Origin of the sequence: Apilactobacillus apisilvae (genome assembly GCF_023380225.1) — a bacterium.
In the GTDB taxonomy this organism is placed as follows: domain Bacteria; phylum Bacillota; class Bacilli; order Lactobacillales; family Lactobacillaceae; genus Apilactobacillus; species Apilactobacillus apisilvae.
The window spans coordinates 1183837-1203115 of the sequence record NZ_CP093362.1; the positions used below are offsets into that span (position 1 = coordinate 1183837).

Here is a 19279-nt window from a genome sequence, read left to right on the forward strand (position 1 = left end):
TTATTGATGAGATGTGGTTGGGTTGATGACAATGAATTAATGAAACAATATCATGATAACGAATGGGGACGTCCATGTCACAATGACCGTAGTTTATTTGAATTATTATCATTAGAAATGATGCAAGCAGGGCTTAGTTGGAAAACAGTATTAAATAAACGAGTTAATTTTAAAAATGCTTTTGCTAACTTTAGTATTAATGAAGTAAAAAATATGACTGACCAAGTTGATACTTTAATGCAGGATAAGGGAATTATTCGAAATCAACTTAAAATTAAAGCCGTTATTAACAATGCTCAGGTAATTGCTGGTCTGCCAGTTTCATTTGATGAATATATTTGGAAATTTGTTGATAATAAAACGATTAAACATAATTATAAATCATATAAAGATATTCCAAGTTATGATGAATTAGCTGATAAAATAAGTAAGCAGATGAAAAGTGATGGCTTTAAGTTCGTCGGTCCAGTTACGATTTATTCATTTATGCAAGCTGCTGGTTTGGTGAATGATCATGAAACTAGGTGCTTTATTTATTCTCAAATATAACGTATAATAAATTATATAGGAGTGATATTTAAATAATATGTGGAATATATTTTCTATTTTACTAATTATATTTGTTGTATATTGTGTCGTTAAAGAATTCAGAGAACGTCAAGAAATTACTGATTTTTTAAATGATAAGTCGAATGTTTTGAAGGTTAATGCGATCATTCAAAACCATACTGATGATAAGATGGCTGTTGATAAAATTAAAGATGACTTTAATTTAAACAATGCCGTTGCTACCGATATATTTGCCTTTGTGCAAAAGATGAATTAATTTTAAATGATAGCTCAAGCCATGTTGCTTGGGCTATTTTTGTTTGTGAATTATAATTTTAATACCGAGGTGTAGTTTATGATATGGATTATATTAATTTTACTAGTGATTTTAATTGCAATCTTAGGCATTATTAAAGAGTTTAGAGAACGTCGAGTTTTAAGACTTTTTTTAAATGATGTTAATAAAGTCGATGCCGCAAAAAAATTAATATCTAGTAGTGCAGATGACAAAGAAGCAATTGAAAAATTGAAAGATGAATTTAATTTGAGTGAAACTTTAGCTACAACTATTTATATGGATGTTAATAAAATTGCATAATTTAAAAAAATCGCTTATTGTTTGTAAGCGATTTTTTAGTAATATTTAATTTAAAAGGATAATTTTAATTTTATAATTTATAAAGGCTGATTTATTAGTATTTATAATTAAAAATAAATAATAAAAATTTTCATATAACAAAAGCCCATTATAACAAGCATTCAATTAGCTTTTTTCAAAGTGTATACTAATTAATGAAGAATTGGGTTGATATATTTTTGCAAATTACAATTACATAAAACATAAATATCCTCAATTATAAAATGTTTTTTTGGAGGATTTATTTATGAAAATATTTAGAATTAATATAATATTGTTCGCCTTTTTTATATTACTTTTTTTAAGTGATAGTATTAGTGCAAATGCCTCAAACACAAGCTTTTCTGCTACTCCTGTATTATCAGGTGATAATTCAAATAAGGATCAAAACTCTTATTTTGATATTAATTCACAACCGTCGCAAAATCATCAATTAAAGGTAAAAATTACTAATACTGGTGATAGTGTGATTAAAATTCATGCAAAAGTTAACACGGCGTTGACTAGTGATGGAATTGAAGTTAGTTATGCATCTAATGATGTTAATAAGTTTGACGCTAGCATGAAGTATCCATTAAGCAAACTTACTACTAATGGTGATAAGCATGATGTTTCAGTTCCAGCAAAATCTGATGTTATAATTAATTTTAACGTTGAATCACCAGCAAGTAATTTTAATGGAACTATTTTAGGAAGTTTGACTTTTACTAGTGATCCTGAAAGTAGTGGTAACAAAGGCAATGTTAAGATTAACAATGCTTATTCTTACGTTATTCCAGTTGTTATTAATCAGGGTACTAAGGCTAAACCACATCTTAATGTTTCTAATGCTGATGGTAAAGTCATTAATGGTGTTAATACTTTCTATGCCCATTTTAAAAATGATCAGCCCGTTTTAATGACGGGGGTAGAAGTCGATAACTCCGTTTATACTAAAGAAAGCTACAGTAATCGCGATAAACCATTATATTCAACTAAGAAGAAAAATGGTTCGATTGCCCCTAATACCAATTTTAATGCGGTTATCCCAACTAATAAATCATTTAAAGCAGGCGATTACGTTTTTGTAAGTAAAGTCTACTGGGGGAATCATTTTTGGCGTTATGTTAATCACTTCCATATAAGTATTTCTAAAGCATACGAAGATAATAAAACTGCTACCAATTCCAATAACAATGACATATGGATTTGGATTATGGGTGTAATTATTGCAATCTTATTATTAATAATTGCAGCAATGGCAATCATATATATCCATAATAAGAAAAGAAAGTAGTTTGGAATAAAAACGTTCGATATATTATATCGGGCGTTTTTTAATATATTAATTTTATTTTTTTGTTAGCATTTTATTATTATACTTTCAAAAATATTATTGAAATTTTATATTACTTATTTTTGCTTATCGAAGCCTTTATAATCATTATTAAATTGGATTTTAGTCTAAAAATATTTCTAATGTTACATAATTTTGCCTTTGAATGAAATATAAGTGATGTTTAAAAGTAATATACTGAATTTATACATATCTTAATTGACTTATTTTCGAATAGGTATCTTAAACAATCTCAATTATCATATATAACAATTTTAATTGGAGGATTTTTATGAATTTAAATAAAATTATAACTTTATCTGCTTTTTCACTATGTTCTCTGGGTTTGGCGATGATTGGTGTTAGTGCACATGCTGATAGCAGTGTTGCCAACAACAATCCTAATAGTTCAGTTGATAATAATGTTACAACTGGACCATTAACTTTAAATCATATTAATGGTTTAAAAGCTAGTGACTTAAACTTAAATAGTAATAATGGTAATATTAATGCACCAATGGCATTATCTGATTCCAGTGTAACGGCTAATTTTAACAATTTTACTGGAACTGATAATTTCAATAAGTGGTCATTAAGCTTGAGCGGAAGCCAATTAACTAATCAAGCCAATAAGAAGACTACGAATGCTACTATTGACCTAGGCAATGGTAAGACTGTCAATTTAGATAGTAAATCTTCAACTGATGTTTTTAATAATACTGGTGTTGCAGAAGGATCAGATAAGAACTTAACAATTTCCAATAATCCAAAGATCATAATTAATGATAAATCCTTACCCCAAGATCCTAATACTACTAACAGTTATAGTACTACTTTGAATTGGAATCTTAGTGCAGGTACACCTTTAAGTAATGGTAAATAATTAAAACACAAAAATCGCCCGATATTAATAATACCGGGCGATTTTTTATACATATTTTTAATTAAACATCTAACACTTTAGATAAGAATGTTTGTAGACGTGGATCTTTTGGACTACCAAATATTTGATCAGGGGTACCTGATTCTAGGATTTTACCTTGGTCGACGAATACTACACGATCAGCGACTTCTTTAGCAAAGCCCATTTCATGGGTAACAACAACCATTGTCATACCTTCTTTAGCAAGGTCTTTCATTACCTGTAGCACATCTCCAACCATTTCTGGATCAAGGGCAGAAGTAGGTTCATCGAATAACATAATATCGGGGTTCATTGCCAAAGCACGCGCAATTGCGACACGTTGTTGTTGACCACCTGATAGTGATTCAACTGATGAATCAAATTTGTTTTCTAGACCAACTGTTTTTAGTAATTTTTTGGCTTGCTTTTCAGCATCATCTTTATTTAATTTACCTAATTCAGTAGGTGCTAACATAATGTTTTTGCCTACTGTTAGATTATGGAATAAGTTGAAATGTTGGAATACCATCCCAATTTGTTCACGCACTTTATCCAAGTCGACACCTTTTTTAGCGATATCGACACCATTTACGACGACTGAACCAGAAGTAGGTTCTTCAAGTTTATTAAGTGTTCGAAGCAAAGTACTCTTACCGGAACCAGAAGGACCAATAATTACAACGACTTCATTTTTATTAACAGTTAAATCGACACCCTTTAACACATGATTATCACCATATTGTTTGTGTAGATCAGTTACTTTTATTTTACTCAAAGTTTAGTCCTCCTTTGACCCCAGTTAGAAAGCCAAGTTAGTAGGGTAATAATAATTAGATAAATAATTGCGACCATTGCCCAAACTTTGAAACCTTCTAAGTTTCTAGCGATAATAATTTTACCGGTTTGAGTCAGTTCGATAATTCCAATTACTGAAAGAATTGAAGTATCTTTCAATGTAATAATGAATTGATTAATGAATGAAGGAACAATTAATTTAATCCCTTGTGGAAGCACAACTTTACGCATTGATTTACCGAATGGTAATCCTAAACTACGAGCAGCTTCCATTTGACCTTTTTCGACGGATTGAATTCCACCTTTAACGAAAGCAGCGATATAAGCACCTTCATCTAGCATTAAGGTGATAACTCCGGCAGTGAATGCCGGAATCTTAGTTCCAATTAAAGTAGGAATTCCAGTGTAAATAAATAGTGCCAACACAATTAATGGAAGACCTCTAAATACATATATGAAAGTAGTGGATAATCCCTGGAAAAATTTATTAGGAATAACTCCAAATAATCCAAAAATAACTCCAATAATGGTAGCAAAGATAATTGAAACAATAGTTAACCACATTGTTTGTAAGAAACCTTGCCATAGGAAAGTTTTATTTTGTTTCAAAATTCCCATGAATGAATGATCATCTACAGCACTTTTCTTAGCATTCAAATATTTGTTAACAATTTTTTGGTATTCACCAGATTTTTTGATATTAGCTAAACCAGCATTGAATTTTTTCAATAGTTCTTGGTTTTGACCTTTTTTAACCGCAAATCCATATGTACCTTTGTTAGCAGGCTTAGTAACGATTTTTAGTTTAGTTCCTTGCTTAATTGCATATTGCATAACTGGATTATCTTCAAAACATGCTGCAGAGTTACCAATCATAACATCTTCATACATGTTATTAGAATCATCAAAGGTTACAGTCTTAAAACCGTATTTCTTTTCAATTGATTGAGCATACTGTGCACCAGCAGTTCCAGTTTTAACGGCAACTTTTTTACCTTTTAATTGATTTAGTGATGTAACACCATTTTTATCTGAAGTGGCCATAACTACACCAGAATCAAAATAAGGATTTGAAAAATCAAAAGTAGCTTTACGTTCGGGAGTTACTGACATCCCAGCAATCATTCCATCGGTTTGGCCAGATTGGATTGATTGAACCGCAGCATTAAATCCTAGTGGCTTAATATCTACATTAAATTGTTGGTTTTTTGCAATGGCTCTCAGTAAATCCATGTCAATTCCAACATATTTGTTATTGTCATTCGCATATTCAAATGGAGGGAAGGTAACATCCGTACCAATTTCATATGTTTTTTCAGCAGCATGCGTCTTAGCAGGGGCTGCAAATAAAGCGAATGCGACAATAAAACTGCATGCCATTGTTAATAAACAACGGACAGCTAATGAATGTCGTTTCATTTATATAATCCCCTTTTCTTAAACATATACAGTTATATGTAATGTTTTGTGACATTGTATATTAAGTATAATAACAGAGTTTTTTATAAAAGTATATTTATAAAAGTTAAAAATGGAAAAAAGATGAAATCAGTGTTATTTAAAGTCACATTGCTTTGATCAAAATCTTTGATTAAATTTTCATCTACAAATACTATTAAAACAACGTTTATACATTATTTTTATTCTTTTGGTCAAAAAAGGTCAGCTTTTTACTTGTATTATGTAAAATAGATGCTATAGTATATTTGTAATGAAGAAAAGGAATGAACAAAAAAGTTCCTGACTTCATTAAATAAAAATAATTTATATAGAAAAGCGAGGGATGTACTATGGCTAGAAATCCATTCGATCCATTCAATGATGATTTTGACAAAATTTTCAATCAATTCTTAGGTGATACAGGTAATTCACGTTCTGAACGTCGTTATATGGTTAACGGTCAGGAAGTCACCCCAGAGCAATTAGAACAATTAAGACAATCTGGTCAATTACAAAATGGTCAGATGAATCCACAACAAAAACAAAATGGTGGTAAAAGTATTCTTGGTAAGTTAGGTCGTAACTTAACGAAGGAAGCTCGTGATGGTAAGTTGGATCCAGTAATTGGAAGAGATAAAGAAATCCAAGAAGCTGCTGAAGTCTTATCTAGAAGAAGCAAGAACAACCCAGTACTTGTTGGTGATGCTGGAGTTGGTAAAACTGCTGTTGTTGAGGGCTTAGCTGAAGCAATTGCTAAGGGTGATGTTCCAGCTTCAATCAAGAATAAGGAAATTATTAGTATTGATATTTCTGGACTTGAAGCTGGTACTCAATACCGTGGTAGTTTTGAAGAAAATATTCAAAACTTAATCAAAGAAGTTAAAGCAAGAAAGAATGTTATTCTATTCTTTGATGAAATTCATCAAATCTTGGGTGCAGGTAATGCCGGTGATGAAAGTGGTTCTAAAGGTTTAGCTGATATTATTAAGCCAGCTTTATCTCGTGGTGAATTCACTGTTATTGGTGCTACAACCCAAGATGAATATAGAAACACAATTATGAAAGATGCCGCATTATCACGTCGTTTCAACGAAGTTAAAATTAATGCTCCATCTGAAAAAACTACTTTAGAGATCTTAAAGGGCATTCGTCCATTATATGAAGAACATCATAATGTAGTTTTACCAGATGATGTTTTGAAAGCTGCTGTAGATTATTCTGTTCAATATATTCCACAACGTAGTTTACCTGATAAGGCAATTGATTTAGTTGATATGACCGCTGCTCATCTTGCAGCTAAACATCCAGTTTTAGATCAGAAACAATTAGAAGACCAAATTAAAACTGAAAAGAAAGCACAAGAAGATGCAGCTGCCAAAGAAGATTACGAAACTGCTTTAAAGCATAAAAATGAAATTGACAAGTTACAAAAACAAGCTGATTCTAATAAGAAAGATGCTGAAAAAGTTACCGCTAATATTAATGACGTTGCTAACGCCGTTGAAAGATTAACTGGAGTTCCAGTATCTAAGATGAGTGGTAATGATATTGAACGCTTGAAGAATATGGGTAAACGCTTGCAAGGTAAAGTTATTGGTCAAGACGAAGCTGTAAATGCAGTTGCTCGTGCTATTCGTCGTAACCGTGCTGGCTTTGATGAAGGTAATCGTCCAATTGGTTCATTCTTATTCGTTGGACCTACTGGTGTTGGAAAGACTGAACTTGCTAAACAATTAGCTTTGGATATGTTCGGCAATAAGGAAAATATCATTAGATTAGACATGTCCGAATACTCCGATCAAACAGCCGTATCTAAGTTAATTGGTGCATCTGCTGGTTACGTTGGATATAATGACAATAACAATACTTTAACTGAAAAAGTTCGTCGTAACCCTTACTCAATTGTCTTATTAGATGAAATTGAAAAAGCTAACCCACAAGTATTAACATTATTGCTACAAGTATTAGATGATGGTCGTTTAACTGATGGTCAAGGAAACGTTGTTAACTTTAAGAATACTGTAGTTATCGCCACTTCTAATGCTGGGTTTGGTAATGAAAGTATTACTGGTGATGATGATAAAGATAAGAAGTTAATGGATCGTTTAGCTCCATACTTCCGTCCAGAGTTCTTGAATAGATTTAATGCAATTGTTGAATTCTCTCACTTGTCTAAAGACAATTTGAAAGAAATCGTTAACTTGCTGTTATCTGATGTCAACAAGACTTTATCTAAGAAAGATATGGATGTGAAAGTATCTGAACCAGTTAAGGAACACTTAATTGATGAAGGATATGATGAAGCAATGGGTGCACGTCCATTACGTCGAGTTGTTGAACAAGAAATCAGAGATAAAATTACTGATTTCTACTTGGATCATGCAGATATTAAGCACTTGGATGCTGATATGAAAGATGATCAGGTAGTAATTAGTGCTGATAAAGTAGCTGCATAATATGTAGTGAATTTAAAATAGATCTACTCCTTTCAAGTAGGTCTATTTTTTTATGGGCTTTTTTAGTATCCTTTAGATAATAAATTATATTGAGGAGAACTTTTGCATTTGAAAATATTATTAACAATTTTACTAGGATTATTTTTATGTATAACTATTTTTTACTTTATATTTTTAATAAAAAAACAAGAATTTAATTACATTTTTGACATTGTAACTGGATTCTTATTAACTGTTATGTTTTTTATAGTTGGTTTCAGTATTGCAGCCGCTTTTGATGTCAATGGGTTCTTACATCCGTTTATATTATCTTTTATTTCTATTACTATTGCTAATATCATTATATGGATTAGAGAACGTTTATTTTTACGCCATTTTGCATGGATGTTAGTGGGATTAATATGTGCGGCTGGTTTTATTTATATGTTCGTTTTAGGAATTTATCCAATAATTAGTAAGGGGTAAAAGTATGGATGAAGTGTTATTTAATGGATATATTATTGATTATAATTCTCAAGATTCTTATTGTGTTAAAGATAAGCAAAGTCTTTTATTTTTGAATAGAGACAATAAAAGTGAAGTTATGATCCATTTTAGTATAAAGGAAAATAGTCTGATAATTCGACCAAGAAATGGTGTTACTTTTCAAAAAAATTCCAAAAACCATTATAGAATTATCAAAAATAAATAGGAGAAATCTTTCAATGAATGATAAATATCAATTAGGCAATTTTTATATTCATTACAATAATGAATCCACACCATGTATTTTTGACAATAAAACCAATACACTCATTTTTTTAAATGAAGATTATGATACTAGCATCTTAAAAATTTATGTTAAAAATAATTATTTAAATTTTAATATTAAGAATAGTTTTGGAATTGATTTATCGATTGAACAAATTTCAGTGACTGAATATAAAATTATTAATAACGAGGTTTAATTATGATAAGTGTTAAATTAAAACAATATGAATTTTGGTATGATGAAGATGAGATGTATTGTTTTTTTGATAATGATAATTGTCGAATTGCCTTTATTACTCCCAATGAAATTAATCTAGTAATTGATTTTTTTGATGGAATATTGACTTTTCATCCAGATAAGTCGGTAAATATTATTGAAATTAAAAACAATGTTTACCAAATCAAGTCTTTTTATTAGAAGAGGAATGTAATGAAAAAAATAAATATTAATCAATATACTTTTTATTATGAAAATACAATGATTTATTTTTACGATCAGCGTTATAATAATATCCTTTTTATGAATCGTTTAAATGATGATAATGAGTCAATTAATGAATATGACGGTCCTCAACTAATTATTCAATTTACAGATGAAAGTGTATTTTTTAAACCCATTTGGAATGTTAACATTGAACAAATTAATGAATATAAGTATATAATCACTAAAAAATTTAACTAAACTGTAATGGTAGTGTTATTATAATATTAGATTTATTTAATTTTATAAAGTTAGAGGTTTTATTTATGTTTAAAAGTAGAAAGTTTTTATTTTTATTGGGTAGCTTTGCTTTACTAACGGGTGCCACTACAACAATGGCAAGTGCTAGTTCAACAATTCATCAAAAAGGGAACGCTTTAACTGGGGCAGTTTCTAAAAAAGTTGTTAATAACAAAAATTACGCTACCATTCCTGCTTATAGCTATACTTCTAGTAAGGACTATATTAGCAGCAGTACTTATCAAACTAAGCCAGATACATATAAGTTTAAGGCCGGTAATTTTAAACGTAATGCTCAAACATTTATGTATTTACCAGTGAGTCATAACTATAGTGGAGATATTGCTAATCCACAAAGTGCTGTCCAAAGTCCTGATGGTCATTACGTATATGTAATGTATTCTTTAGGAAATAACAGTATTATTAGATATGATTTGTGGAAATTACATGATTTAGGGGTTAATACTGATCATATGGATTCATTAAGAAGGGGTATTAATACCAATCCTCAAATCAAAGCGGCAATTAAATATGGTAGTAAATTTAGTGTAGGTCATGGACAATCATTATCGTATAATCCTAAAAATAATAAATTATATTTCTTCGATATGTTATTAACTACTAATAAACCAACTTTAGTTGAAATTAATCCTGATACTTTGAAAGTTACCAAAAAGATTAGTTTTAAATTAAATAATAATGACAGTATCAATAATGAATTGACTTTTGATAAGCATGGTAATTTTTATACTTATATTAAACACATGAATAAAGGCAAAGTAGCTGGTGGAATTACCATTTATAAGGGTCAATTGAAGGGTAATCGTGTTCACATGGAATCTATTCAACAAGGCTTAGCGCATGCACCAGGTGATCATACACAAGGGATGGGATATAATCCTAAGAGTAATCGTCTATACTTTGTTTCTGATGGTGCAATTACTTCAGTCCCAGTTAATAAATTAGGTCATTTAAAGCCTAATGATGTTAGAACTACTAAGTGGGATGTTACTCGTGAATTTGAAGGAATCTCATTTACTAAGAGTGGTCGCGGATTAATTCTAATGAATCGTGGCGCAGAATTAGTTGAAGTTAAAGATTTCTAATGCAATCGTTACACAAAAGTAATAAACAAAAAGGGAAGCTGATATAACAGCTTCCCTTTTTTATTTATAAGTTATTATTAATTTTATGTAGTTGTAATTTTATTTTCAGAAGCGTATTGTTTGCAATTGTTGTTAAAAAATGCTAGTAATTCTTGACCTTCTACAAATACAATAATTGAATGTTTCAATAAATTCTTTGAATTGTTTTAAACAGATTGCTTAATTACTATTTAAACTTTTAGGAGAATTTATATGAAAAAATTGTTAATTGTATTTTTGGGATTGTTTTGTTTATCTTCATTATCATTTTTTAATGATAATACATCAGCACTTGCTGCTAAAAATAAAAAAGTGAAACAACATAAAGTTAAAAAAAATGTGAAAAAGAAAACAAAATCAGTAATCAAAAATGCCAATGAAGAAGTTGGCAAAAAGGTATCATTAGGTAGTGATGAAAATTTTAACTACTACAGGATTTTGCAGGATGATGATAATGTAAAATTCATTAGTGAAGTTAATGCTAAATACCCTAATAAACATAATTTACCTTTTATTAAAGATTATCGTACAGGTTTACCTATTAAACAAAAACTTAATAATGACGGAACCGTTCATATCAACTACAGTGGGAATAGTGAATTATCCGATAACTTTAAAAATGCCATTGAAACTTGGAATGACTTAAATGTTATTAAATTTAAGGTAGTTAGTTCTTCAGAACACGCTAATGTTAATGTTCACGGTAATTATTCATTAGCTGACGATTTCAGTAGGTCCGATTATACTCAAGGTCGACTTGGGGATGCTGATAATTATGTTGACTATAATTCTGATGTCAGTCTTAAGGATGGGACTAAGATGAAATATATTTCTAAAACCAATGTTACTTTATATTCAAGTTTACTAAACTCTTCATCTAATAATCAAGATCATGTTATGATTCACGAAATTGGTCATGCCTTAGGTTTCGATGATTTATCATCTGATGCTGATCGTGGATTAATAATGTATGAAACTTCAGCTTTAGGATCAGTTTTATTAAACAAACTTGATAGTTGTGAAAAAACATCATTAAAATATTTTTATCAAGCTTAAAAAGCATGCCAATCAAATTGGCATGCTTTATTTGTTATTTATATATTTATTATGAATTATTTTACTAAAATATAATGTTATTCCAACAAGGAAAGGCAATATATAATAAGTAACTCGATAAATTATTAACCAAGTGAGTGCTTGATTAACGTTCAAACCATTGGCACTCATTCCAGCAATCATAATTGAATCAAAACTACCAAGACCACCAGGAATAAAACTAATAATTCCTATCATTCCTGCAACAGCAACTAATGAATATATTGATGGAATGCTAAAATTATATCCTAAGAACAAACCGATTGATACAAAAAATGATAAACAACAAATCCATTCAAATAATGAACCAGTTAATAATAAGATTGTATCATGAGTACTTAAAGATTTTGCACGGAAGAAAACCAAAGTAACTAGGTAAATGATAAATCCAATTAATACTAACCAGTAAAATAGATTTAATTTAATATCGAAGAAGAAATGTAATCCAATCACGATAATGGCGTTAATTGATAGCCCGGTTAAAGTGAATAAAGCAATTTGAGATACCTGGACGACAGTTTGTTTTACATCTTTTACTTTACCAAATAAATAAGTTCTTAAACTACCACCAATAATTCCACCACCACCGGCTAAATTAGTGACAGTATTAATAACATAGCTATTAACCAAAATTGTGGATGTTTTAAAATGTTTGTGGCTTTGTTTAACATACTCATAATCATAAATTGCCATAGGAATTATAGATATTAGTCCTAAAACAATCAACATAATAATCTTAGTAGGGGTCAAATTACTAAATGATTGCATAACTTGATGCCAATGAACTTCTTTTCTAATTGAATTAAATGCAACCAAAATTAAAATAACAATTACTGTTACATAGATACTTTTAATTGCACGACTATGTTTATTAAAAAAATCATTCGCTTTTTTACTAATGTTCATTAAACTTTTCAACTCTTTTCTAAATTAATAAATTTACGTCCATTATACATTAAATTTATTATCTGCACGGCTTTGACTTATTAATTACATTATTGTTCAATTAAGATGATTGGGGTTGAAGATATTATGAAGTACAATAAGATAATATTAATCATATTAACTATTCTGATTGCTTTCATTGGGACAATTGCTTTACTACATCATCCAAAAAATCAAAAGGTTAAAAGGACTGAACCAATTACATATAAAAAACTAATTACCAGTAATCATTACTATGGTCAGAAATATTATTTGAAAAATATTCATGTTAATCAGCAATATATTAAAAATGGTAGAAAAGAAGCGAGTGTTTCCGATGATGATAATCACCTATATTTTTTGATATTAAAAGATAAAAATTTACCACAAAAAAATTTATCAATTAAGGGTACAATTGATAAATATAGAATTCTTAAAACCAATCTGGGGTATAAATATCGTTATCCAGTGTTGGTAGTTAATTAATATAAGACGAAAAAAGACGCTGAAAAAATCAGCGTCTTTTTTGACCATCTTAGAGTATATTCATACTTATTAGTATTCAGGATCCCACTTAGTGTTTTCGATAGCTGTATCAACATTTTCAACTTTTTCACGAGTTAAATTACGTTTGACAGCACTATCAGCAACGGCCTTAGCAACAGTAGTTGAAAATTGATCCAACTTAGAAACTGGAGGTAAGACGGCAGCACCTGGTTTGTCGGTATCGACAATACCACCAAGTGAGTGGGCAGCTGCGGAAATCATTTCATCGTCTAGAACAGTTGCAGTAGAAGCAATTGCACCTAAACCTAAACCAGGATAAACTAATGCATTATTAGCTTGACCAATTTGGTAAGTGGTGCCATTGTATTCAACATCCTTAACTGGAATTCCAGTACCGATTAATGCTTTACCATCAGTCCATTTTAATAAGTCTTCAGCCTTTGCTTCAGCCAACTTAGTTGGGTTTGAAATAGGGAAGATGATTGGACGTTCAGTATTTGCAGCCATTTCTTTAATAATATTTTCGGTGAAACTGCCTGGTTGAGTAGAAGTACCAACTAGAATAGTTGGGTGAACTGCTTTAACAACAGCTTCAAGGTTTGTTAATTCATCGGGGTTTTCAAATTCATCACGTTTATGTGCAAATGGTTTTTGTTGAGGAGTTAAAGTATCATCATCATCAAATAGTAGACCTTGCTTATCTACTAGATAGAAATGTTTCTTAGCTTCTTTAGGATCCATTCCTTGTTGAATGAACTCATCGTAGACACGAAAAACGATACCAGTTCCAGCAGTTCCGGCACCAAATGATAGATAAACTTGATCAGTCATTTTTTCACCGGAAATATTTAATGCCCCTAAAATACCAGCTAATACGATGATACCAGTACCTTGAATATCATCATTGAAAACTGTGTATTTATCTTTGTAGCGATCTAGAATTTCAGCAGCATTTCCACGACCGAAATCTTCAAAGTGTAGATACATTTCAGGGAACATTTCCTCTGCATCTTCAACAAAAGTATCAACAAATTTATGGTATTTTTCACCATAAACTCGTTCATGACGATTACCTAAGTACATAGGATCGTCTAGAAGTTCTTTGTTATTGGTACCTGCATCTAGAACTACTGGTAGTACTTGACTAGGATCAATTCCAGCAGCAGCGGTATAAACCATTAGTTTACCTACTGCAATATCAACACCATTAGTAGCCCAGTCACCAATTCCTAAAATACCTTCAGCATCAGTCACAACGATTAAGCGAATGTCACGACCTTCAGCAGCATTTTTCAATGATGTTTTAATAGTATCTAAATCATCATCAATTGATAAGAATGTTGCATTTTGTGGTTGCACAAATAGTTCACTGTAGTTTTCAATAGTTTCAGCAATTGTTGGATCATAAACAATTGGCATAAATTCTACAACGTGTTGTGAAAATAGTTTGTAGAATAAGACGCGATTTTCATTAAAAATTTGCATTAAGAAAACACGTTTTTCTAAATCAGATGGTTTTGATTGAAATTGTGCATATGTTTGATCGACTTGTTCTTGTAAAGTTTGTACATATGGAGGAAGTAATCCTTCTAAACCTAAAGCTTTACGTTCATCTTTAGTAAATGCAGTACCTTTGTTTTTGAATGGGTTGTTTAAAATATTGTATCCCATAGTCATAGTACATACCTCTTTCCTTAATTGAATAACTAGATAATAATACATAGTTTTTTGATAGTCAAAAGTTAGTGTTATAATAAATATAATTTATATGTAAAAATAAAAAACCATTATATCAGTACTTAAAGGTGGTCATTATGAATACTAGAGATCTTGAATATTTTATAAGCTTAACAGAATTAAAAGTTTTTTCGAAAGTTGCAGAAGAATTTAATGTCAGTCAACCAACAATTACATTTGCCTTAAAACGTTTAGAACAAGAAATGGATTCTAACCTAATTATTCGTCATCGAACCCATGGTGATTTAATTGTTACAGATAGTGGAAAGCAACTATTAAAACATGCGCGAGCAATTATTCGTCATTTTGAAGTGGCTAAACAAAATATTGCTAATTTAAAATCTAATAAGATTGCAATTGGTCTACCACCAATTATCGAAACCAAGTACTTTCCTAAAATTGCCCAAAACTTAAAAGCAGAAAATTTATTGAATAATATTACTACTTTTGAATATGGCTCAGAAACTACTTTAGACTCGCTAAAAAATGGTGAGTTAGATTTAGCGTTACTAGGTTCAATTAATCCATTGGAAGATGCTCGAATTGAAACTGAAGAAATTGATCAAATTCCTTTTTATGTTTATGTTTCAAAAAATCATCATTTAGCTAATCAAGAATCTGTGAATTTTTCTGATTTAAGACATGAAGACTTTATTTTATTTAAGCAAGGATTTGTGCAAAATGAATCATTTCGTCAATTAACTAAAAAGAATGGGATGCATCCCAATATTATTTTACGTTCTAATGAAACTAACAATATTATGAATTTAATTTCGAATAATGTAGGAATCGGTTTCTTTAATTCATTTGTTAGTTATCCAAAGAATGTTGTTCGATTAAAAGTAGACGATGAAAATATGCCTAAGTTTGTGACAAGTTTGGTTTATCTAAAGTCACATTATTTTAATGAACTTCAACAAAAAGTTCTTAACAATATTCGTCATTCTTTAAAATAAAAAGGGACTGTGACATAAGTCTCTAAAAAATAACGCTCGTTGGAATTTAATTTTTCCAACGAGCGTTATTTATGTATAATAAAAAACGATATCGAACCAACCGATATCGTTTAAATAAATCTCCTTGAAAGGAAACTTAAAACTAATGAGTACTAATTATATTTTAAATATTCAAAATTGGCAACCTAAAAATAATCATCAAGTAAAAATTATCAATCAAATTGTTGAAATGATTGGTTTAGAAGAAAAATACATATTTGGTAGGCCACGAAAATACGACCTACGGTCACTATTAAAGTTAACCTTGTTTGCTTATTCTAAAGGGATTTTTAGTAGTCGCCAAATTAGTGAGCTGGCAGAAGAAAATTTACCTGCACGTTGGTTAACTAAAAATTCATTTCCTTCATACAGAACAGTCTGTCGATTTAGGATTTCAGATGAAGCAGAAAATTTAATTAGTAAATGCATGAATCAATTAACTAAATATCTAAGAAAAAATAATTATATTGATGATGTAAGTTTTATTGATGGAACTAAAATACTAGCGAATGCTAATAAGTATTCTTTTGTTTGGCGTAAAAATATAATCAGATTCGATAAATTAAATCGCGAAGCGATTATAAAATTACTACATGACATGAATGATGTTAAATATGTGGGTGAACTCCCAGATGACTCTGATATTTCAACAAGTGAGTTAGATGAAATCATCATCCATTTAGAAAATTGTTTAGCAGATTTAAATGATCAAATTAAACAGAATAAAAAACTATCACCTAATCCCCATAAACAAAAGCGTCGTAAGTTAAAAGCCATTAAAAGAAAACTTCGTTTTCGTAAATGCAAACAAATAGAATATCAAAAAAGTAATAAAATATTTTCCAATCGTAATAGTTATTCTAAGACTGATCATGATGCTACTTTTATGCGTATTAAGGAAGACCCCATGTTAAATGGACAACTTAAACCTGCTTATAATTTACAAATTGCCACTAGTGGACAATTCATAACTAATTTTGACATTTATCAAAATCCCACTGATACTCGTACTTTAATTCCGTTCTTAAATAAACAAATTAAGAATAATAGTTTAGGTAAATATATTGTTGCCGATGCTGGTTATGGATCTGAAAGTAATTATCGTTTTATAGAAGACAAACTAACTAATAACATTCCTTTAATTCCCTATGGAACAATGTTAAAAGAACAAAGTCGTAAATGGAAAAGTGATGACCGTAAGGTCATGAATTGGTATTACAATGCACAAGATGACTATTACCTAGATCCTAATGGCGTTCGATTTAATTTTAATGCCTATTGTAAAAGAACTGATAAGCATCAATTTACTCGCGACTTTAAAGAATATGAAGCTGAAAAATACGATATTAATCAAAATATAAACTCTAATGCATTAACCAAATCTGGCAATAACAGAAAAATTAGAATTAATTATGCATGGGAATATTTTAAAAATAAACAAAAAGAATTGCTTTTGGCACCGAAAACAAATGATATCTACGAAAAAAGAAAAATAGATGTAGAATCAGTTTTTGGTAGACTAAAGGCTTCTTTGCGTTTTAATCGATTCTCCGTTAGGGGAATCGAAAGGGTCAAAAGAGAAACTGGATTTGCTATGATGGCATTAAATATAAGAAAACTAATGACGAGAGTCATTAATTTTATACTGTTATATACAAAAACAGGATTTACGTTAAATTTCAAACGTAAATCCTGTTTTTTAGGAGACTTATGTCACAGACCCTTTTTATTATTATCCTTTAGATATATCTGAGATAACTTTGTTGTTTGGTAATTTAATTCCAGCTGCTTTAATTGCTTCTAGATATAATTGTAGAAATTCAAATTGAACATCGAAACGAGCTTCATCAGTTGTTGGAATAAATTCCTTAACGGCAATAGTTCCGTCTCCCATATCAACGGTTCCTAATAGTTGAGGATCATCAATAATCCCTTCAGTTTTAGGAACGTATTGGTCATTAACATCTTTAATAATATTCATAACTTTGGTGATTGGAGTATCTGGATTGACCCGAATATTAATTTCTGCTTTCATTCTTTCCTTTGACATATTGCAAATACTTGTAATATTACGATTAGGAATGAAGTTTAAAGCATCATTATTACTTCTGATTTTAGTGGTTCTTAATCCCAATTCAGAAACGGTGCCAGTTACGTCACCAATAGTTACATAATCACCAATATTGATTTGTTTTTCAAATAAAATGAAAAATCCATTAATAACATCACTAGCTAAACCTTGAGCACCTAGCCCAATAGCTACTGAAAATAATCCAGCACCAGCTAATAAGGTTCCAATTGGAACACCAATAATAGTTAATGAAGAGTATATCCAGAAAAATACTAACATATACATGTATGCGTTCATTGATAGGGAATGAAGTGTTTTCATTCGATTAGACGAAATATTACTATTTTGTTTGTTAGCATAATTACTGAATAAATGGTTAATAATAGCTTTACCAACAGATCTAAGAATTAAGAAGAAAATTGAAATTAAAACTAAATCAATTACGATATTAGTAATATTATGCAAAATTTCTTCCCATTTAAAACTCTCTATGTATTTAGTGAAAATACTAGGGTTATCTGCTTCTTGTGCAATCATATTTTAACCTCCTTGAATATTTATTTATATTTAATAATAACATTGATATAAGCTATTATGATAGTAAATAGACTGCTGTAAAATATAATAGAAGATGATAAACTAAAAGTAAGTATTTTATAAACTTACATAAATGAGGTATAGATATGCATAAAAGGAAACTAAGTGTTCAAAGTGTTGTAGCAATTGGTATTGGTACAGCTATTTTATTTTTATTGAAAAGATATGTTTCAATTCCTTCTGGAATTCCTAACACCAATATTGATACCTCATATGGTTTCTTAGGCTTTATAGCAATTATGTTTGGACCGATTGTTGGATTCTTTGTTGGCTTTTTTGGTCATTCATTATCAGATTTAACTCAATTTGGAGCACCATGGTGGACTTGGGTTTTTACAACCGGATTTATCGGCTTTGCAATTGGATTATTAAAAAAATATATCGTATTAGCCGATGGAAAAATTGGCTTAAAAAAATTAATTATCTACAATATTTATCAAATTCTTATTAATGTGATTGGCTGGGTATTAATTGCGCCAACTGGGGATGTTTTAATTTATTCTGAACCTAGTAATAAAGTATATCTTCAGGGAATTATTTCAGCAATCACTAATAGTATTTCAACCGGTGTAATTGGGACGATTTTATTAGTAATGTATGCATCCACTAAAGTCGAAAAAGGTAGTTTAAAAAAGGAATAG

22 protein-coding genes are annotated in these 19279 nt (G+C 30.0%); 17 read left to right on the top strand and 5 right to left on the bottom strand.

Features of this window, described 5'->3' with window-relative positions; translation table 11 throughout:
- Positions 1-6 precede the first annotated feature (6 nt).
- From MOO46_RS06040 to MOO46_RS06060, 5 genes are all read left to right on the top strand, one after another.
- Positions 7-549, top strand: a complete 543-nt coding sequence (locus MOO46_RS06040; RefSeq protein WP_249510787.1) for a DNA-3-methyladenine glycosylase I — start codon at positions 7-9, stop codon at positions 547-549.
- A gap of 37 nt (positions 550-586) precedes the next feature.
- A complete protein-coding gene (locus MOO46_RS06045; protein WP_249510788.1) occupies positions 587-826 on the top strand; it encodes a hypothetical protein in 240 nt (79 codons plus the stop codon).
- Between the two features lie 78 nt (positions 827-904).
- Positions 905-1147: a hypothetical protein gene (locus MOO46_RS06050; protein WP_249510789.1), complete on the top strand. Its 243-nt coding sequence runs from the start codon at positions 905-907 to the stop codon at positions 1145-1147.
- Positions 1148-1433: 286 nt separating this feature from the next.
- Positions 1434-2462 (top strand): DUF916 domain-containing protein, encoded by a 1029-nt coding sequence (locus tag MOO46_RS06055; protein WP_249510790.1) that lies wholly within the window; start codon positions 1434-1436, stop codon positions 2460-2462.
- A 331-nt stretch (positions 2463-2793) separates the two neighbouring features.
- Complete coding sequence (locus tag MOO46_RS06060) at positions 2794-3384, top strand: hypothetical protein (RefSeq protein WP_249510791.1); 591 nt, start codon at positions 2794-2796, stop codon at positions 3382-3384.
- Between the two features lie 61 nt (positions 3385-3445).
- On the opposite strand, the gene MOO46_RS06065 is transcribed toward MOO46_RS06060, so the two are convergent.
- Positions 3446-4180: an amino acid ABC transporter ATP-binding protein gene (locus MOO46_RS06065; protein WP_249510792.1), complete on the bottom strand. Its 735-nt coding sequence runs from the start codon at positions 4178-4180 to the stop codon at positions 3446-3448.
- Entirely contained in the window at positions 4177-5619 is a 1443-nt protein-coding gene (locus MOO46_RS06070) for an amino acid ABC transporter substrate-binding protein/permease (RefSeq protein ID WP_396121400.1), read from the bottom strand. Before MOO46_RS06070 ends, MOO46_RS06065 begins: the two co-directional genes overlap by 4 nt.
- 371 nt (positions 5620-5990) lie before the next feature.
- Here MOO46_RS06070 and MOO46_RS06075 point away from each other — a divergent pair, with 371 nt between their 5' ends.
- From MOO46_RS06075 to MOO46_RS06110, 8 genes are all read left to right on the top strand, one after another.
- Positions 5991-8096: an AAA family ATPase gene (locus MOO46_RS06075; protein ID WP_249510793.1), complete on the top strand. Its 2106-nt coding sequence runs from the start codon at positions 5991-5993 to the stop codon at positions 8094-8096.
- 108 nt (positions 8097-8204) lie between these two features.
- The gene (locus tag MOO46_RS06080; protein WP_249510794.1) at positions 8205-8561 is read left to right on the top strand and encodes a hypothetical protein; all 357 of its coding nucleotides are present in this window, start codon (positions 8205-8207) and stop codon (positions 8559-8561) included.
- A gap of 4 nt (positions 8562-8565) precedes the next feature.
- A complete protein-coding gene (locus MOO46_RS06085; protein ID WP_249510795.1) occupies positions 8566-8787 on the top strand; it encodes a hypothetical protein in 222 nt (73 codons plus the stop codon).
- Positions 8788-8800: 13 nt separating this feature from the next.
- Positions 8801-9043 (top strand): hypothetical protein, encoded by a 243-nt coding sequence (locus MOO46_RS06090; protein ID WP_249510796.1) that lies wholly within the window; start codon positions 8801-8803, stop codon positions 9041-9043.
- Between the two features lie 2 nt (positions 9044-9045).
- Complete coding sequence (locus MOO46_RS06095) at positions 9046-9264, top strand: hypothetical protein (RefSeq protein WP_249510797.1); 219 nt, start codon at positions 9046-9048, stop codon at positions 9262-9264.
- Positions 9265-9276: 12 nt separating this feature from the next.
- Complete coding sequence (locus MOO46_RS06100) at positions 9277-9528, top strand: hypothetical protein (protein WP_249510798.1); 252 nt, start codon at positions 9277-9279, stop codon at positions 9526-9528.
- 65 nt (positions 9529-9593) lie between these two features.
- Complete coding sequence (locus MOO46_RS06105) at positions 9594-10673, top strand: hypothetical protein (protein WP_249510799.1); 1080 nt, start codon at positions 9594-9596, stop codon at positions 10671-10673.
- A gap of 252 nt (positions 10674-10925) precedes the next feature.
- On the top strand, positions 10926-11768 hold the full coding sequence (locus MOO46_RS06110; RefSeq protein WP_249510800.1) for a matrixin family metalloprotease: 843 nt from the start codon (positions 10926-10928) through the stop codon (positions 11766-11768).
- Positions 11769-11795: 27 nt separating this feature from the next.
- On the opposite strand, the gene MOO46_RS06115 is transcribed toward MOO46_RS06110, so the two are convergent.
- Positions 11796-12713 (bottom strand): lysylphosphatidylglycerol synthase domain-containing protein, encoded by a 918-nt coding sequence (locus tag MOO46_RS06115; protein WP_249510801.1) that lies wholly within the window; start codon positions 12711-12713, stop codon positions 11796-11798.
- Between the two features lie 126 nt (positions 12714-12839).
- Between MOO46_RS06115 and MOO46_RS06120 the strand changes: the two genes are divergently transcribed.
- The gene (locus MOO46_RS06120; protein WP_249510802.1) at positions 12840-13217 is read left to right on the top strand and encodes a hypothetical protein; all 378 of its coding nucleotides are present in this window, start codon (positions 12840-12842) and stop codon (positions 13215-13217) included.
- Positions 13218-13286: 69 nt separating this feature from the next.
- Here MOO46_RS06120 and MOO46_RS06125 read toward each other — a convergent pair whose 3' ends face one another.
- The gene (locus MOO46_RS06125; protein WP_260525463.1) at positions 13287-14960 is read right to left on the bottom strand and encodes a malolactic enzyme; all 1674 of its coding nucleotides are present in this window, start codon (positions 14958-14960) and stop codon (positions 13287-13289) included.
- A 92-nt stretch (positions 14961-15052) separates the two neighbouring features.
- On the opposite strand from MOO46_RS06125, the gene MOO46_RS06130 reads away from it, so the two are divergent.
- Both MOO46_RS06130 and MOO46_RS06135 read left to right on the top strand, forming a co-directional pair.
- On the top strand, positions 15053-15931 hold the full coding sequence (locus tag MOO46_RS06130) for a LysR substrate-binding domain-containing protein (protein WP_249510804.1): 879 nt from the start codon (positions 15053-15055) through the stop codon (positions 15929-15931).
- Positions 15932-16076: 145 nt separating this feature from the next.
- Positions 16077-17723 carry an IS1182 family transposase gene (locus MOO46_RS06135; RefSeq protein ID WP_249510805.1) on the top strand — a complete coding sequence of 549 codons (1647 nt, stop codon included), beginning with the start codon at positions 16077-16079 and terminating at the stop codon, positions 17721-17723.
- Here MOO46_RS06135 and MOO46_RS06140 read toward each other — a convergent pair.
- The gene (locus tag MOO46_RS06140; RefSeq protein ID WP_249510806.1) at positions 17703-18578 is read right to left on the bottom strand and encodes a mechanosensitive ion channel family protein; all 876 of its coding nucleotides are present in this window, start codon (positions 18576-18578) and stop codon (positions 17703-17705) included. The two genes, MOO46_RS06135 and MOO46_RS06140, sit on opposite strands and share 21 nt — an antisense overlap.
- A 146-nt stretch (positions 18579-18724) precedes the next feature.
- On the opposite strand from MOO46_RS06140, the gene MOO46_RS06145 reads away from it, so the two are divergent.
- A complete protein-coding gene (locus tag MOO46_RS06145) occupies positions 18725-19279 on the top strand; it encodes an ECF-type riboflavin transporter substrate-binding protein (protein ID WP_249510807.1) in 555 nt (184 codons plus the stop codon).

What these genes read in the sequence shown, in the direction of transcription:
- MOO46_RS06040 (WP_249510787.1), top strand. Translation starts at nt 7, where the DNA reads ATGAGATGTGGTTGGGTTGATGACAATGAATTAATGAAACAATATCAT.
- MOO46_RS06045 (WP_249510788.1), top strand. Translation starts at nt 587, where the DNA reads ATGTGGAATATATTTTCTATTTTACTAATTATATTTGTTGTATATTGT.
- MOO46_RS06050 (WP_249510789.1), top strand. Translation starts at nt 905, where the DNA reads ATGATATGGATTATATTAATTTTACTAGTGATTTTAATTGCAATCTTA.
- MOO46_RS06055 (WP_249510790.1), top strand. Translation starts at nt 1,434, where the DNA reads ATGAAAATATTTAGAATTAATATAATATTGTTCGCCTTTTTTATATTA.
- MOO46_RS06060 (WP_249510791.1), top strand. Translation starts at nt 2,794, where the DNA reads ATGAATTTAAATAAAATTATAACTTTATCTGCTTTTTCACTATGTTCT.
- MOO46_RS06070 (WP_396121400.1), bottom strand. Translation starts at nt 5,619, where the DNA reads ATGAAACGACATTCATTAGCTGTCCGTTGTTTATTAACAATGGCATGC.
- MOO46_RS06075 (WP_249510793.1), top strand. Translation starts at nt 5,991, where the DNA reads ATGGCTAGAAATCCATTCGATCCATTCAATGATGATTTTGACAAAATT.
- MOO46_RS06085 (WP_249510795.1), top strand. Translation starts at nt 8,566, where the DNA reads ATGGATGAAGTGTTATTTAATGGATATATTATTGATTATAATTCTCAA.
- MOO46_RS06090 (WP_249510796.1), top strand. Translation starts at nt 8,801, where the DNA reads ATGAATGATAAATATCAATTAGGCAATTTTTATATTCATTACAATAAT.
- MOO46_RS06095 (WP_249510797.1), top strand. Translation starts at nt 9,046, where the DNA reads ATGATAAGTGTTAAATTAAAACAATATGAATTTTGGTATGATGAAGAT.
- MOO46_RS06100 (WP_249510798.1), top strand. Translation starts at nt 9,277, where the DNA reads ATGAAAAAAATAAATATTAATCAATATACTTTTTATTATGAAAATACA.
- MOO46_RS06105 (WP_249510799.1), top strand. Translation starts at nt 9,594, where the DNA reads ATGTTTAAAAGTAGAAAGTTTTTATTTTTATTGGGTAGCTTTGCTTTA.
- MOO46_RS06110 (WP_249510800.1), top strand. Translation starts at nt 10,926, where the DNA reads ATGAAAAAATTGTTAATTGTATTTTTGGGATTGTTTTGTTTATCTTCA.
- MOO46_RS06115 (WP_249510801.1), bottom strand. Translation starts at nt 12,713, where the DNA reads ATGAACATTAGTAAAAAAGCGAATGATTTTTTTAATAAACATAGTCGT.
- MOO46_RS06120 (WP_249510802.1), top strand. Translation starts at nt 12,840, where the DNA reads ATGAAGTACAATAAGATAATATTAATCATATTAACTATTCTGATTGCT.
- MOO46_RS06125 (WP_260525463.1), bottom strand. Translation starts at nt 14,960, where the DNA reads ATGTATTATTATCTAGTTATTCAATTAAGGAAAGAGGTATGTACTATG.
- MOO46_RS06130 (WP_249510804.1), top strand. Translation starts at nt 15,053, where the DNA reads ATGAATACTAGAGATCTTGAATATTTTATAAGCTTAACAGAATTAAAA.
- MOO46_RS06135 (WP_249510805.1), top strand. Translation starts at nt 16,077, where the DNA reads ATGAGTACTAATTATATTTTAAATATTCAAAATTGGCAACCTAAAAAT.
- MOO46_RS06140 (WP_249510806.1), bottom strand. Translation starts at nt 18,578, where the DNA reads ATGATTGCACAAGAAGCAGATAACCCTAGTATTTTCACTAAATACATA.
- MOO46_RS06145 (WP_249510807.1), top strand. Translation starts at nt 18,725, where the DNA reads ATGCATAAAAGGAAACTAAGTGTTCAAAGTGTTGTAGCAATTGGTATT.